This is a genomic window from Gilliamella sp. Fer1-1, from assembly GCF_001690825.1.
In the GTDB taxonomy this organism is placed as follows: Bacteria; Pseudomonadota; Gammaproteobacteria; order Enterobacterales; family Orbaceae; genus Gilliamella; species Gilliamella apicola_C.
Map to the genome: position 1 here is coordinate 1 of NZ_LZGX01000032.1, position 14,466 is coordinate 14,466.

12 protein-coding genes are annotated in these 14,466 nt (G+C 37.0%); all 12 read left to right on the forward strand.

Features of this window, described 5'->3' with window-relative positions; all coding sequences use genetic code 11:
• A partial coding sequence (locus tag A9G28_RS04260) for a DUF2345 domain-containing protein (RefSeq protein ID WP_141674685.1) occupies nucleotides 1-1,214 on the forward strand: 1,214 nt, incomplete at its 5' end.
• A gap of 2 nt (nucleotides 1,215-1,216) precedes the next feature.
• Entirely contained in the window at nucleotides 1,217-2,146 is a 930-nt protein-coding gene (locus A9G28_RS04265; protein ID WP_065566424.1) for a hypothetical protein, read from the forward strand.
• Between the two features lie 29 nt (nucleotides 2,147-2,175).
• A complete protein-coding gene (locus A9G28_RS04270) occupies nucleotides 2,176-6,189 on the forward strand; it encodes a toxin VasX (RefSeq protein WP_065579873.1) in 4,014 nt (1,337 codons plus the stop codon).
• Between the two features lie 16 nt (nucleotides 6,190-6,205).
• Nucleotides 6,206-7,045 (forward strand): DUF6708 domain-containing protein, encoded by an 840-nt coding sequence (locus tag A9G28_RS04275; protein ID WP_065579874.1) that lies wholly within the window; start codon nucleotides 6,206-6,208, stop codon nucleotides 7,043-7,045.
• Nucleotides 7,046-7,157: 112 nt separating this feature from the next.
• A complete protein-coding gene (locus A9G28_RS04280) occupies nucleotides 7,158-7,982 on the forward strand; it encodes a DUF6708 domain-containing protein (RefSeq protein WP_065579875.1) in 825 nt (274 codons plus the stop codon).
• A gap of 112 nt (nucleotides 7,983-8,094) precedes the next feature.
• On the forward strand, nucleotides 8,095-8,919 hold the full coding sequence (locus tag A9G28_RS04285; RefSeq protein ID WP_065579876.1) for a DUF6708 domain-containing protein: 825 nt from the start codon (nucleotides 8,095-8,097) through the stop codon (nucleotides 8,917-8,919).
• A 112-nt stretch (nucleotides 8,920-9,031) separates the two neighbouring features.
• Nucleotides 9,032-9,856, forward strand: a complete 825-nt coding sequence (locus A9G28_RS04290; protein WP_065579876.1) for a DUF6708 domain-containing protein — start codon at nucleotides 9,032-9,034, stop codon at nucleotides 9,854-9,856.
• Nucleotides 9,857-9,968: 112 nt separating this feature from the next.
• A complete protein-coding gene (locus tag A9G28_RS04295) occupies nucleotides 9,969-10,793 on the forward strand; it encodes a DUF6708 domain-containing protein (protein WP_065579877.1) in 825 nt (274 codons plus the stop codon).
• Nucleotides 10,794-10,905: 112 nt separating this feature from the next.
• On the forward strand, nucleotides 10,906-11,730 hold the full coding sequence (locus A9G28_RS04300) for a DUF6708 domain-containing protein (RefSeq protein ID WP_065579878.1): 825 nt from the start codon (nucleotides 10,906-10,908) through the stop codon (nucleotides 11,728-11,730).
• A gap of 134 nt (nucleotides 11,731-11,864) precedes the next feature.
• Nucleotides 11,865-12,692: a DUF6708 domain-containing protein gene (locus A9G28_RS04305; protein ID WP_065579879.1), complete on the forward strand. Its 828-nt coding sequence runs from the start codon at nucleotides 11,865-11,867 to the stop codon at nucleotides 12,690-12,692.
• A gap of 261 nt (nucleotides 12,693-12,953) precedes the next feature.
• Nucleotides 12,954-13,778 carry a DUF6708 domain-containing protein gene (locus A9G28_RS04310; RefSeq protein ID WP_065579880.1) on the forward strand — a complete coding sequence of 275 codons (825 nt, stop codon included), beginning with the start codon at nucleotides 12,954-12,956 and terminating at the stop codon, nucleotides 13,776-13,778.
• Between the two features lie 261 nt (nucleotides 13,779-14,039).
• Nucleotides 14,040-14,466 (forward strand): DUF6708 domain-containing protein (locus tag A9G28_RS04315; protein WP_218057318.1); only part of this gene is annotated, 427 nt, incomplete at its 3' end.

Here is a 14,466-nt window from a genome sequence, read left to right on the forward strand (position 1 = left end):
ATCGCCCCGCGCCCATACGCTGGCCACAAGTCAGTGGCACCTTACCCGCACGGGTCACTAGCCCTGATAATGACACCTATGGCTATATTGACACTCACGGGCGCTACCGAGTTAAATTCAACTTTGACTTAAAAGCGTGGAAAAAGGGTACTGAAAGCTTATGGGTACGCTTAGCAAAACCTTATTCGGGTAACACCTATGGTTTTCACTTCCCATTAATTGATGGCACGGAAGTGGCGATTGCCTTTATGAATGGTAATCCAGATAGGCCGTATATCGCCCATGCCATGCACGACAGCGCCCACCCAGACCATGTGACTACGGTAAACAAACACCGCAATGTCATTCGCACCCCCGCCAACAATAAATTACGCATGGATGATAAACGCGGGCAAGAGCATATCAAACTCGCCACCGAATACGGCAAAAGCCAACTTAACTTAGGTCACCTTGTTAACGAAAAAAAAGCACAACGTGGTGAAGGCTTTGAACTGAGGACGGATGAACGGGGCGCGATTGCTGCCAACAAAGGCTTATACTTAACCACGCAAACCGAGCCGAAAGCGCAAGGCAAACAACTGGATATGCAAACGGCAATAAACCAACTGGAAAATGCCTTATCGATTGCCAAAGCCCTACAAAATGCCGCTACCCAGTCCGACGCACACAGCGCGGATACCGACAGTCAAGACCAGCTTAAAGCCAACTTAACTCAGCTAACTCAAAGTGGCCTACTGGCCTATGCGCAAGAAGGCATTGCCTTAACCAGCCCAGAAAACATCCAACTGACAACAGGCAATAGCTTAACCCTAACCAGCGAAAACCAAACCGATATCAACGCATTAAAAAACATCACCGTATCATCTGGCGACGCAATAGGACTATTTGCTCATAAATCAGGCATGAAACTGTTTGCCAACCAAGGCGATATTGCAGTGCAAGCCCAAAATGCCAACCTCAATATGGCAGCCAAGCAAGATATCAAAGTGGATAGCGTGGATGGTGAGGTCACTATCACCGCGAGCGATGAAATCAAGCTTATCTGTGGCGGTTCGTACATCAAAATCAGCAGTGAGGGCATTGAACTAGGCACGCAAGATAATACCTATTTTAAGTGTAATGTCATGCAGAAGATGGGACCAGCAAGCCAATCTCAAACAATTAGATTAAACTCAAGTGAACTGAATGTAAAACGCTGCGCAGAAACGGATTGAAAATGATTACTAAATTGAATAATCAAGATAACTTTAACAAATATCGCTATTTATTAGTCGATAATTTAGTGGCACTTAATTCAATAAACCCATTATCACACGACTCATTAGTGGATCAATTTGGTGAAGATAAACTATTTGGCGAACAGAAACTCACTCAGGTATTGCGCACTGATTTAGATTATGATCCAAGTATATGCCCAACACTGATTAAACTGGCAGAGCCCAATGAATTTTTAGACAGCCCGATCCTTGATGACATCAGTGAGCAAGCTGAAATCGAATGTTTTTGGTCAAAGCGTTATATTTGTGCTTATATTGTTAGCCCCCTTAAACCGTCGATATTGGCAAAGCAGCTGATAACTATTGGTAATAACATCGCTAAAATATTGCAACAGCCTTATTATCCTTTCTTTGAACCGTTTCGCATGCAATTTTTGCAAGAAGTGGCTACCAACGAAGACAGCGCATGGCTAAAATCGCAATTTGCCCAAATTGAAAACTATTACTATCCATCAATTCATGCTGGGCAGTTTATTCATTTTACGGCCGATAGTGAACTTGAAACGCAAGACCGCTGGAGCCACCATTATTGCCAACGCTTAAAACATTTCAAAATGATTCGAACCCTTGTTAATGCATGGGCCAATAATCGAACACAATTTGATGATCAAAAATCACTACCACTCCATAACCAAGTGATTTTGCACTCAACGCAACTGGTTGAGCAAGCGTATCAATTAGGTTTAACTGAGGCTACCGATATCTTATTTTGGGGATTAAATGGCTTAAGGTACCAAACTGCTTTTACTCAGCATCCTAACGTGCTTGAACAAATTGCCAAAGCGCGAAAAGAGCCGGGCACATTCTCAAAACACGTTATTGACGCCCAGATTCAGCTTGAAAGCCCATCACTTTCTATTTACGAATAACAAATAAGACAAGCATTAAAGAGCATAAGATGAAAAAAACAGCAAACATTGCGATAGAAAATAAAAATGAAGCCTCAGGTAGTTGCCTTGCCTGTGAACGAGTAGGATTACCCGTCTTTTTACTGCGTCAAGCCGTGATAAAAACAAAATTCAATAAAATTAAACAGGTTAACCCCACTTATCAAGAACTGGCGAATTATACTAAAACATTAGATTTTAAACACCGCATGCCAGATGAAGAATTAGAATATTATGACTATGTACTTCGCACTTTGCGTAACGGCTATGTTTATGTGATGCAACAACAAGGTGAGAATATTGAGAGCCGAATACTTCATGTGTATGAATGCATTGATGGCGCACTAAGATTAAAAAACTTCCTTGAACTAACTAATACAGAGCCAAGACCGATATCAAAAGCGTGTAAAAATGCTTGCCACAACATTCCTGCATCGTTTATTAACCTTAATAATAGGGACTTTACTCAAGCATGGGTGGCTTATTCTTCACAGCCTTGGCCCAAAAAGACTCTCGACGATTACCTAAAAGAACAAGATAGCCAAGTGTTATCCCGTTTTACCAAAATTGATATACAAAAACTTAAAAGCTCACCATCTGATGCAACGGGCAAGCGAGCTGTGCCGTTTAAAGATATTTTTGGTAGCAGTTATCAGACTTATCAAGATGAAAACAGTAAAGTACTGGAGTTTCGTTTTGATGGGCATCTTAATAATTTTGAATCGGTACATCCGTTTACCAGTTTACAAGACCAAAAATTAAAATATGTGCTACATACTAATCAATTATACCAAGGGGGTAAACCAATATCGTGTGGCGTAGTGCTAGAAGACACTTTCGGTATTGCTGAAGAGCTCAACTCACAACGGGTATCGTACCTACATATGTTTAACAAAAAACCATTAACCGCGGAAGAAGTGAATTTAGCAGAAGAATTAATTGATGGTTTTGACGATTTAGACAAAGCAACGAAAATCTATGAACAACGAGCAAAAAACATGCTCCAAACGATCAGCCCAGTGTTAACAAATCAATTTAATTATTATCGGCCAGTGATGTTTAAAAAGCGGATAATTTTACAATTAATGGAGCAGTACCGAACCTCGATTGTAACTTCGTTTGATCGTGAAATCGCTCGCGTAGAAGAAAAAATAAAAAAAGTAAAAAATTCGGGAAATGATACCGTCGGTTATAATGGTATTCCAACATCTGCAAGAATGCACCATAAAATCGGCAAATTGAGTGAAGATAAAACCAAAGCACTGAATGATTTTGATAGCTGTGTAGATCAAGGTAAAGTTGCTACCTTTAAAGGGGAATTAGAAACAGCCTATAACGAAGTGCTTGATTACCATAAAGAATGGTCACAAGACTATTTTACCTATTTGCGTTGGTTATTTGGCAAACAAGACATTGTCTCGCAATTTAGCGAAACCAAACCCCAAAGCGTTAACACCAATCATTTTTGGCAACGTGAATTTGATTTTAGCACTGAAACAACGCAATTGGTGCACGCATCAGAAGTGGGTTCTATTTTAGTTGATACCACTCATTCCGAAATCAAACTCGATCAAGACAGTGCCCTATGGGATGAGCTGCTCAGTAATCCTGAAAGTATCTATTACATCGCCGAATATAACAACGCTAAAGGTATTGATCGTGACGAAACAGTCTACGTAGACTTAAAAACTAACGAATTGATAACACCAAAAGATTGGTTATCAAAAGCAACAGAATTTATTGGTACAGCCTCTACAGCAATTGCAGAAAAAAAAGGTGATAAAGATCTAAACGATAAAAAAAATGCCTTAGAAAAAAACAAAGCCGAGCTAGAAGCTAAAATTGAACAAAATAAACAAAAAATTGACGAGCTTGAACAACAAAAAAAACAAATTCCAATGAGTGATCCCGTAGCACAAGAAAAACTCAGACGCGAAAAAAAGGCTTATGAAACTAAGAATAGGGAATTAAATAAAAACCTTGAAACGGTAAATAAAGAATTATCCAACCTTGCTAATTCAACACAACAAACGCACGCATCAACCAAATATAGTGAAAGTTTACTTAACCGCACGGCACTCAAAAAACAGGCAACACTAGCTAAAGACACCCTACTTAAACCGATAAAATCGCACTGGATGCGACTTAATGCATTTGATGAACTCGCCAAACTAGGGGCGCTACCCGTTGAAATAAACGTGCAAATTAGACCAGAAAATATCGTAAAAATTCAAAATCTATTAACCCAAATGCATCGTGGTTTTTACAATCGTGGCGCCTATCACCCGCATGAGCTTGCTTTTTTAGAAAGTTTTGATATTGATGAAAAGCCAATTAAAACCAGCTCGGGCAAAATGCAAAAAGCGAAATTTACCCTATGCTTTCCTGATAAAGCCAGTAAAACCTTGTTTGTTGACTTTATCAACGACACTAATGGCACATTAAGCCCATACAGCTTAAAACAATTTATGGAGCAAAAATATAAAGATTATTTCAAATTAATCCATAAACAAAAAACACTGCTTGAAAATATAGAAAAAGTGAATCAAGGCAAAGCGTCAATCACTGATAAATTACGCAAAATCAGTGATAAAGCCCTAGAGCGAGCTAAAGCTAAAATCAATGAAAAAATATCAAAAGCGGGTGGTGTGATAGACAAAGCGCAACATGAATTAGAACGTATCTATAATAAGATAGAATTACAAACCGCTAATCAAAACGTCAAAACGGGGAACATAACTTTTGGTATCAATCTTGTGGTGAGCGGTATATTAGGCACCCTTACCCTAATAAACATTAGTGATATGCTTAAAGAATGGGATGAAATGAAAGAAGGTAACGGTGAAACCGATCTAAAAGGGCAAATGCTTAAAGATCTGGTGTCACTGGTACTAACCGGCATCGACTTAACTAACCAATATCAAAATATCAAACTCAATATACAAATGGCTGAAGCGATTAACGCTGGTAAAGATGTGCGCCCAATCAAAGCACAAATTAAGCTCAATACTATAATTAGTAAAACCGTTTCCGGAGCAACGGCTACGATCACGGTATTAGATGCGATCGGTGAGCTAAAAAGTTCGTTTGATATGATAAATATGGAAGATAAAAAATATTTTGGGTATAGGTTTGTAGGCTCTATTTTTTTAGGATTTGGTGCAGTTATAGCATTAGTTGGTTCATGGATAACTGTGATTGTGGGGGCTATTTTAATGGTTGCTGGTTCAATCGCAATTATGTTTAGTAAAAAGTATGATAAATTTACTGCTATTCAGCACTGGTTAAACCGTTGCTGCTTTGGTAAGCAACAAGAATTGGACTATTTAGGCTATCAAGCTTATCACGAAGATGAATATAGCACTCACTCAGGTTTTGGTTTAGCGCTCAACGACTATGCGATTATGGTTTATAATATTCAAACCTTTATTCGTTTAAAACCGCTGTATCATGCCCCATCAATAACAGGTGTACCTGAGCCCGATGCCCCAAATCCATTTCAACGGCATATCTATTTTTATTTGGATATTCCCGATTTTGCCAAATACAATCAAAGCGAAAGTGCAATAGCTCTAATTCGCTTATTTATTAATGATTACCCAAATCTAAAAAGCGAGCCAGACCCACAGCCCGAAAAATATATCGATCTAAAATACCATATCACCTCGCAACAAATAACGTTATTAGCCATCAGCAAAAGCTATGGTAACCTCAATCTTATTTGGACGGATAAACAAGCCTATTTTGATAAGTATGATCGTAATATCGACGTACTGACTAGGCGCCCAATACCCGAATATAGCAAAATTGACGAGCCAGACGAATTTACTTTAACCACATCGGCCAATCATCTTACTGATAAAACCACAACTAATAGCGACGAGCCAGTGCAAAATGGGCTTATTATCAATAAATGGATCGCTGGCACAATAGGTGTGTTTAATATTGTAAAATATCAAATTATTGTGCAATACAATAACCGTGAAGACGTGCCATTAATTGTGACTAAAAACAATAAAATTTAAAATAAGGAGCAAAACAATGCCATCACAATATCAACCCCAAATTTTTGGTTGGATAGGCGATTTAGTAAAAGGCGGCAACTCTCTAACCGATGCCGATGATCGCTTGCTCTATGCCAATGATAATTACTGTGCTTTTATTCGTAAAACAAAATCTGATCAGATTTTTTATTCATTTATTTTTATTATATCTATGTTTCTTGGAAGTGTAGGAGCTATTGCTAGTATTGATTTATGCATTCTTATTTTTTCAGAATTAAAAGACAAAGAAGATGAGTTTATGCTAATTATTATAGCAATAGGTGCAATACTTTGCATTTTTGCAATGTACTCAACAGTTGTTCCAGGTTTATATCAAAACTTATTTACACGCCGAGGAAGCCCCATTATTTTTAATCGTAAAACGGGTAAAGTGTATATCAATGAAAGCTATTTTTTTAATTTTAAAGTGTTACGCAATCCACTAACCTTTTTGCACCCCAATAAAAAACGCATTAAAGAATATGATTGGGCCCATTTACAAGGGGTGGTGGTGCATAATTTTTCACGCTACTCACTCAACACCACTATTTTAATGGTATGCAAGCCCCATAGCCATAAAACAATCGACCATATATTGTTAGACCCATTACGTGGTGGCATAGGTAGTTATTTTGTTTGGGGGTGGGTTAATAATTTTATGTGCGCGAACAAATTAGCCGGTTTAAACGACGGCAAATACAAATGGGAACAAGAAACCCAATTTAAAGACAAAATTATTAAAGGACAAGGCTGGCCCGAATGGATGGTAGAAGCGTTTAATGCCACATCGCAAGAGGAGCTCGCCGAAATTAAACAACGGCATCATATAAAACAATAAATTTCAATAGTTCAGGGTGGGAAAGGATAAAGCCGCCGACTTTACAATAACCGTAAAGTCGCGCCATTAATTGTGGCTAAAAACAATAAAATTTAAAATAAGGAGCAAAACAATGCCATCACAATATCAACCCCAAATTTTTGGTTGGATAGGCGATTTAGACAAAGGCGGTAACTATTTAAAGGGTGCCGATGATCGCTTGCTCTATGCTAATGATAACTACTGTGCTTTTATCCGTAAAACTTTATCGGATCAAATATTTTACTTATCCATTTTTTTAGTTACTTTTGCTCTTTTAATGCCAGCCATTTATATGTGTTTTTCATTAATTCTAGATTTAGATCTTAAGGATGAAAGTTTGATATACATTACTTTTGTAACAATTCTAATAACTTCTTTAGTTGCTTTATATATATCTATTCCTGAAATCTATCAAAACCTTTTTACACGCCGAGGAAGCCCCATTATTTTTAATCGCAAAACGGGTAAAGTGTATATCAATGAAAGCTATTTTTTTAATTTTAAAGTGTTACGCAATCCACTAACCTTTTTGCACCCCAATAAAAAACGCATTAAAGAATATGATTGGGCCCATTTACAAGGGGTGGTGGTGCATAATTTTTCACGCTACTCACTCAACACCACTATTTTAATGGTATGCAAGCCCCATAGCCATAAAACAATCGACCATATATTGTTAGACCCATTACGTGGTGGCATAGGTAGTTATTTTGTTTGGGGGTGGGTTAATAATTTTATGTGCGCGAACAAATTAGCCGGTTTAAACGACGGCAAATACAAATGGGAACAAGAAACCCAATTTAAAGACAAAATTATTAAAGGACAAGGCTGGCCCGAATGGATGGTAGAAGCGTTTAATGCCACATCGCAAGAGGAGCTCGCCGAAATTAAACAACGGCATCATATAAAACAATAAATTTCAATAGTTCAGGGTGGGAAAGGATAAAGCCGCCGACTTTACAATAACCGTAAAGTCGCGCCATTAATTGTGGCTAAAAACAATAAAATTTAAAATAAGGAGCAAAACAATGCCATCACAATATCAACCCCAAATTTTTGGTTGGATAGGCGATTTAGACAAAGGCGGTAACTATTTAAAGGGTGCCGATGATCGCTTGCTCTATGCTAATGATAACTACTGTGCTTTTATCCGTAAAACTTTATCGGATCAAATATTTTACTTATCCATTTTTTTAGTTACTTTTGCTCTTTTAATGCCAGCCATTTATATGTGTTTTTCATTAATTCTAGATTTAGATCTTAAGGATGAAAGTTTGATATACATTACTTTTGTAACAATTCTAATAACTTCTTTAGTTGCTTTATATATATCTATTCCTGAAATCTATCAAAACCTTTTTACACGCCGAGGAAGCCCCATTATTTTTAATCGCAAAACGGGTAAAGTGTATATCAATGAAAGCTATTTTTTTAATTTTAAAGTGTTACGCAATCCACTAACCTTTTTGCACCCCAATAAAAAACGCATTAAAGAATATGATTGGGCCCATTTACAAGGGGTGGTGGTGCATAACTTTTCACGCTGCTCACTCAACACCACTATTTTAATGGTATGCAAGCCCCATAGCCATAAAACAATCGACCATATATTATTAGATCCATTACGTGTCGGCATAGGTAGTTATCTGGTTTGGGGTTGGGTCAATAATTTTATGTGCGCGAACAAATTAGCCGGCCTAAACGACGGCAAATACAAATGGGAACAAGAAACCCAATTTAAAGACCAAATTATTAAAGGACAAGGCTGGCCAGAATGGATGGTAGAAGCATTTAATGCCACATCGCAAGAAGAGCTCGCTGAAATTAAACAACGGCATCATATAAAACAATAAATTTCAATAGCTTAAGGCGGGAAGGGATAACACCGCCGACTTTACAATAACCGTGAAGGCGTGCCATTAATTGTGACTAAAAACAATAAAATTTAAAATAAGGAGCAAAACAATGCCATCACAATATCAACCCCAAATTTTTGGTTGGATAGGCGATTTAGACAAAGGCGGTAACTATTTAAAGGGTGCCGATGATCGCTTGCTCTATGCTAATGATAACTACTGTGCTTTTATCCGTAAAACTTTATCGGATCAAATATTTTACTTATCCATTTTTTTAGTTACTTTTGCTCTTTTAATGCCAGCCATTTATATGTGTTTTTCATTAATTCTAGATTTAGATCTTAAGGATGAAAGTTTGATATACATTACTTTTGTAACAATTCTAATAACTTCTTTAGTTGCTTTATATATATCTATTCCTGAAATCTATCAAAACCTTTTTACACGCCGAGGAAGCCCCATTATTTTTAATCGCAAAACGGGTAAAGTGTATATCAATGAAAGCTATTTTTTTAATTTTAAAGTGTTACGCAATCCACTAACCTTTTTGCACCCCAATAAAAAACGCATTAAAGAATATGATTGGGCCCATTTACAAGGGGTGGTGGTGCATAACTTTTCACGCTGCTCACTCAACACCACTATTTTAATGGTATGCAAGCCCCATAGCCATAAAACAATCGACCATATATTATTAGATCCATTACGTGTCGGCATAGGTAGTTATCTGGTTTGGGGTTGGGTCAATAATTTTATGTGCGCGAACAAATTAGCCGGCCTAAACGACGGCAAATACAAATGGGAACAAGAAACCCAATTTAAAGACCAAATTATTAAAGGACAAGGCTGGCCAGAATGGATGGTAGAAGCATTTAATGCCACATCGCAAGAAGAGCTCGCTGAAATTAAACAACGGCATCATATAAAACAATAAATTTCAATAGCTTAAGGCGGGAAGGGATAACACCGCCGACTTTACAATAACCGTGAAGGCGTGCCATTAATTGTGACTAAAAACAATAAAATTTAAAATAAGGAGCAAAACAATGCCATCACAATATCAACCCCAAATTTTTGGTTGGATAGGCGATTTAGACAAAGGCGGTAACTATTTAAAGGGTGCCGATGATCGCTTGCTCTATGCCAATGATAACTACTGTGCTTTTATTCGTAAAACAAAATCTAGTCAAATTTTTTATTCATTTATGCTTATAATTGTTTTAATTCTTTCAATACCCATTATATATTTGGGTTTTTCATTGATTTTGGATTTAAGTCCTGTAACAGAGTCAGCTATATTCATTACAGTGATAGTTACATTGATTGCTTGCATCGTTGCTTTGTACCTTTGCATTCCTGAATTATATCATAACTTATTTACACGCCGAGGAAGCCCCATTATTTTTAATCGCAAAACGGGTAAAGTGTATATCAATGAAAGCTATTTTTTTAATTTTAAAGTGTTACGCAATCCGTTAACCTTTTTGCATCCTAATAAAAAACGCATAAAAGAATATGATTGGGCCCATTTACAAGGAGTGGTGGTGCATAACTTTTCACGCTCTTCACTCAACACCACTATTTTAATGGTATGCAAGCCCCATAGCCATAAAACAATCGACCATATATTATTAGACCCATTACGTGTCGGCATAGGTAGTTATCTGGTTTGGGGTTGGGTTAATAATTTTATGTGCGCGAACAAATTAGCCGGCCTAAACGACGGCAAATACAAATGGGAACAAGAAACCCAATTTAAAGACAAAATTATTAAAGGACAAGGTTGGCCCGAATGGATGGTAGAAGCGTTTAATGCCACATCGCAAAAAGAGCTCGCTGAAATTAAACAACGGCATCATATAAAACAATAAATTTCAATAGTTCAGGGTGGGAAAGGATAACGCCGCCTACTTTACAATAACCGTGAAGGCGTGCCATTAATTGTGACTAAAAACAATAAAATTTAAGATAAGGAGCAAAACAATGCCATCACAATATCAACCCCAAATTTTTGGTTGGATAGGCGATTTAGACAAAGGCGGGAACTATTTAAAGGGTGCCGATGATCGCTTGCTCTATGCCAATGATAACTACTGTGCTTTTATCCGTAAAACAAAATCTGATCAGATTTTTTATTTGTGTATTTATTTAATTGTGTTAATTTTTTTAACTTTATCAACCATTTTATGGATACTATTAGTTTTTTTATTTAATATTGAAAATGAATCAAAAATAAACATATTAGGTATATCAGCATTTACTATTTGCTGTGTTGCTATTTATCTTATTATTCCCGAAATCTATCAAAACCTGTTTACACGCCGAGGAAGCCCCATTATTTTTAATCGTAAAACGGGTAAAGTGTATATCAATGAAAGCTATTTTTTTAATTTTAAAGTGTTACGCAATCCACTAACCTTTTTGCACCCTAATAAAAAACGCATTAAAGAATATGACTGGGCCCATTTACAAGGGGTGGTGGTGCATAATTTTTCACGCTACTCACTCAACACCACTATTTTAATGGTATGCAAGCCCCATAGCCATAAAACCATCGACCATATATTATTAGATCCATTACGTGTCGGCATAGGTAGTTATCTGGTTTGGGGTTGGGTTAATAATTTTATGTGCGCGAACAAATTAGCTGGCCTAAACGACGGCAAATACAAATGGGAACAAGAAACCCAATTTAAAGACCAAATTATTAAAGGACAAGGCTGGCCTGAATGGATGGTAGAAGCGTTTAATGCTACATCATTAGAAGAGCTCGCCGAAATTAAACAACGGCACAATATAACGGAATAGCCCAAAAGCCGTTGCAGTTTGGCAAGCATGGGCAAAGTGGTATAGCAATCTAATTCTGCCCTAATGCACAAGATGATGGCGAAATTCCACTTATCATTAACCGAAGCAGGAAGAATAAATAAAAGGAGAATAAAATGCCATCAAAATACCGTCCACAAATTTTTGGTTGGTTTGGCGATCTAGATAAAGGCCCACGTTTAGTGCCCCTGCATGACGATCGCTTAAGCTATGCCAATAATAACTATTGTGCCTTTATTCGTCAGGATCATAATGATCAGATTTTTTATGCCTGTCTCTATTTTGTTGTCGTTATTGTTTTATTAATACTTCTTATTGGTTTTCCTACATTTATTATGGATTATGATCATCCTGATAGTGGTAGCATGCTTTGTTTTATTGGAGTTATTGGATTTATTACCTGTTGTATCGGTATGTATTATGCTGTTCCTCAACTGTATCATAATCTATTCTCTCGCCGTGGTAGCCCCATTATATTTAACCGTAAAACGGGTAAAGTCTATGTTAACGAAAGTGACTTTTTTAACTTTAAAATATTACGCCATCCCGTAGTATTTTTACAACCGAAAAAACGCCGAATAAAAGAGTATGATTGGGATGATTTGCATGGTGTTATTATCCATAATATGTCGCGTAATGCTTTAAGCTCGACTGTGTTAATGGTGTGCCAACCCGGTACGCATCAAGTGATTGATCATATCATGCTAGATCCTGCCCGAGCAGGCGCTGGTAGTACATTTGTTTGGGGATGGATCAATAGTTTTATGTTTTTTTGTGATGTTGCCAATATTGATGATGGTGAATATAAGTCAGATCAAGAGGCGGAATTTAAAGCACATAGGATTGACGGCCAAGGCTGGCCCGAATGGATGGTAGAAGCATTTAATGCTACATCATTAGAAGAGCTCGCCGAAATTAAACAACGGCACAATATAACGCAATAGCCCAAAAGCCGTTACAGTTTGGCAAGCATGGGCAAAGCGGCATGACAATCTAATTTTACCGATATTGAAAAAATTGAAGTAAAACAAACCGATTCTAACCAGCCAGATAGCCACCTAACGCTGATAACCTGGGTAGCGGGCACCTTTGCTTATGATCTAATAAATAACTATCAAATCAATATCTGCCCTAATGGACAAGATGATGGCGAAATTCCACTCATCATTAACCGAAGCAGGAAGAATAAATAAAAGGAGAATAAAATGCCATCAAAATACCGTCCACAAATTTTTGGTTGGTTTGGTGATCTAGATAAAGGCCCTTATAGTGTGCCCCTGCATGATCGTCGCTTAAGTTATGCCAATAATAACTATTGTGCCTTTATTCGTAAGATTCCTTCTGATCAAGTTTTTTATTTATGTATTTACATCATTGCTGTTATTCTTTTATGCTCTGCAGTGGTTATATTATCTATATTGACTTATTTATGTGATCCAATTTTAGAAACTAACATGTTTTTAGCTGCGTTAAGTGGTGTTATTTTATGCTTTATTGCTATGTATTTTGTTATTCCAGAAATCTATCATAATCTATTTTCCCATCGTGGCAGCCCTATTATATTTAATCGTAAAACGAGTAAAGTCTATGTTAATGAAAGTGATTTTTTTAACTTTAAGTTTTTACGCCATCCCGTAGTATTTTTACAACCCAAAAAACGCCGAATAAAAGAGTATGATTGGGATGATTTGCATGGTGTTATTATCCATAATATGTCGCGTAATGCTTTAAGCTCGACCGTGTTAATGGTGTGCCAACCCGGTACGCATCAAGTGATTGATCATATCATGCTAGATCCTGCCCGAGCAGGCGCTGGTAGTACATTTGTTTGGGGATGGATTAATAGTTTTATGGTGTATTATAAATCAGCCAATATTGATGATGGTGAATATAAGTCAGATCAAGAGGCGGAATTTAAAGCCCATAGAATTGACGGCCAAGGCTGGCCTGAATGGATGGTAGAAGCATTTAATGCTACATCATTAGAAGAGCTCGCCGAAATTAAACAACGGCACAATATAACGCAATAGCCCAAAAGCCGTTGCAGTTTGGCAAGCATGGGCAAAGTGGTATAGCAATCTAATTTTACTGATATTGAAAAAATTGAAGTGAAAAAAACTGATTCTAACCAGCCAGGTAGTGATCTAACGCTGATAACCTGGGTAGCGGGCACCTTTGCTTATGATCTAATAAATAACTATCAAATCAATATCAGCCCTAATGCACAAGATGATGGCGAAATTCCGCTCATCATTAACCGAAGCAGGAAGAATAAATAAAAGGAGAATAAAATGCCATCAAAATACCGTCCACAAATTTTTGGTTGGTTTGGGGATTTGGATAAAGGTCCTTATAGTGTGCCCCTGCATGATCGTCGCTTAAGTTATGCCAATAATAACTACTGCGCCTTTATTCGAAAGATTCCTTCTGATCAGATTCTTTATTTGTGTTTATCTATATCATTAATTTTAATGTTTATGGTCTTAGTCTTTTTTAGTTTTGATTTTTTTTCAATATTACTAAAAAAATCTGAATTAAAGATTTTTTTTATAGTATTATTTGGCATGTTATTAAGTTCATTTGTTATCTATTCATATGCACTTCCAGAGTTCTATCAAAACGCTTTTTCCCATCGTGGTAGCCCCATTATATTTAACCGTAAAACGGGTAAAGTCTATGTTAACGAAAGTGACTTTTTTAACTTTAAAATATTACGCC

Bases quoted from the DNA above. Each gene is read 5' to 3' on its own strand.
- A9G28_RS04265 (WP_065566424.1), top strand. From the start codon at position 1,217: ATGATTACTAAATTGAATAATCAAGATAACTTTAACAAATATCGCTAT.
- A9G28_RS04270 (WP_065579873.1), top strand. From the start codon at position 2,176: ATGAAAAAAACAGCAAACATTGCGATAGAAAATAAAAATGAAGCCTCA.
- A9G28_RS04275 (WP_065579874.1), top strand. From the start codon at position 6,206: ATGCCATCACAATATCAACCCCAAATTTTTGGTTGGATAGGCGATTTA.
- A9G28_RS04280 (WP_065579875.1), top strand. From the start codon at position 7,158: ATGCCATCACAATATCAACCCCAAATTTTTGGTTGGATAGGCGATTTA.
- A9G28_RS04285 (WP_065579876.1), top strand. From the start codon at position 8,095: ATGCCATCACAATATCAACCCCAAATTTTTGGTTGGATAGGCGATTTA.
- A9G28_RS04290 (WP_065579876.1), top strand. From the start codon at position 9,032: ATGCCATCACAATATCAACCCCAAATTTTTGGTTGGATAGGCGATTTA.
- A9G28_RS04295 (WP_065579877.1), top strand. From the start codon at position 9,969: ATGCCATCACAATATCAACCCCAAATTTTTGGTTGGATAGGCGATTTA.
- A9G28_RS04300 (WP_065579878.1), top strand. From the start codon at position 10,906: ATGCCATCACAATATCAACCCCAAATTTTTGGTTGGATAGGCGATTTA.
- A9G28_RS04305 (WP_065579879.1), top strand. From the start codon at position 11,865: ATGCCATCAAAATACCGTCCACAAATTTTTGGTTGGTTTGGCGATCTA.
- A9G28_RS04310 (WP_065579880.1), top strand. From the start codon at position 12,954: ATGCCATCAAAATACCGTCCACAAATTTTTGGTTGGTTTGGTGATCTA.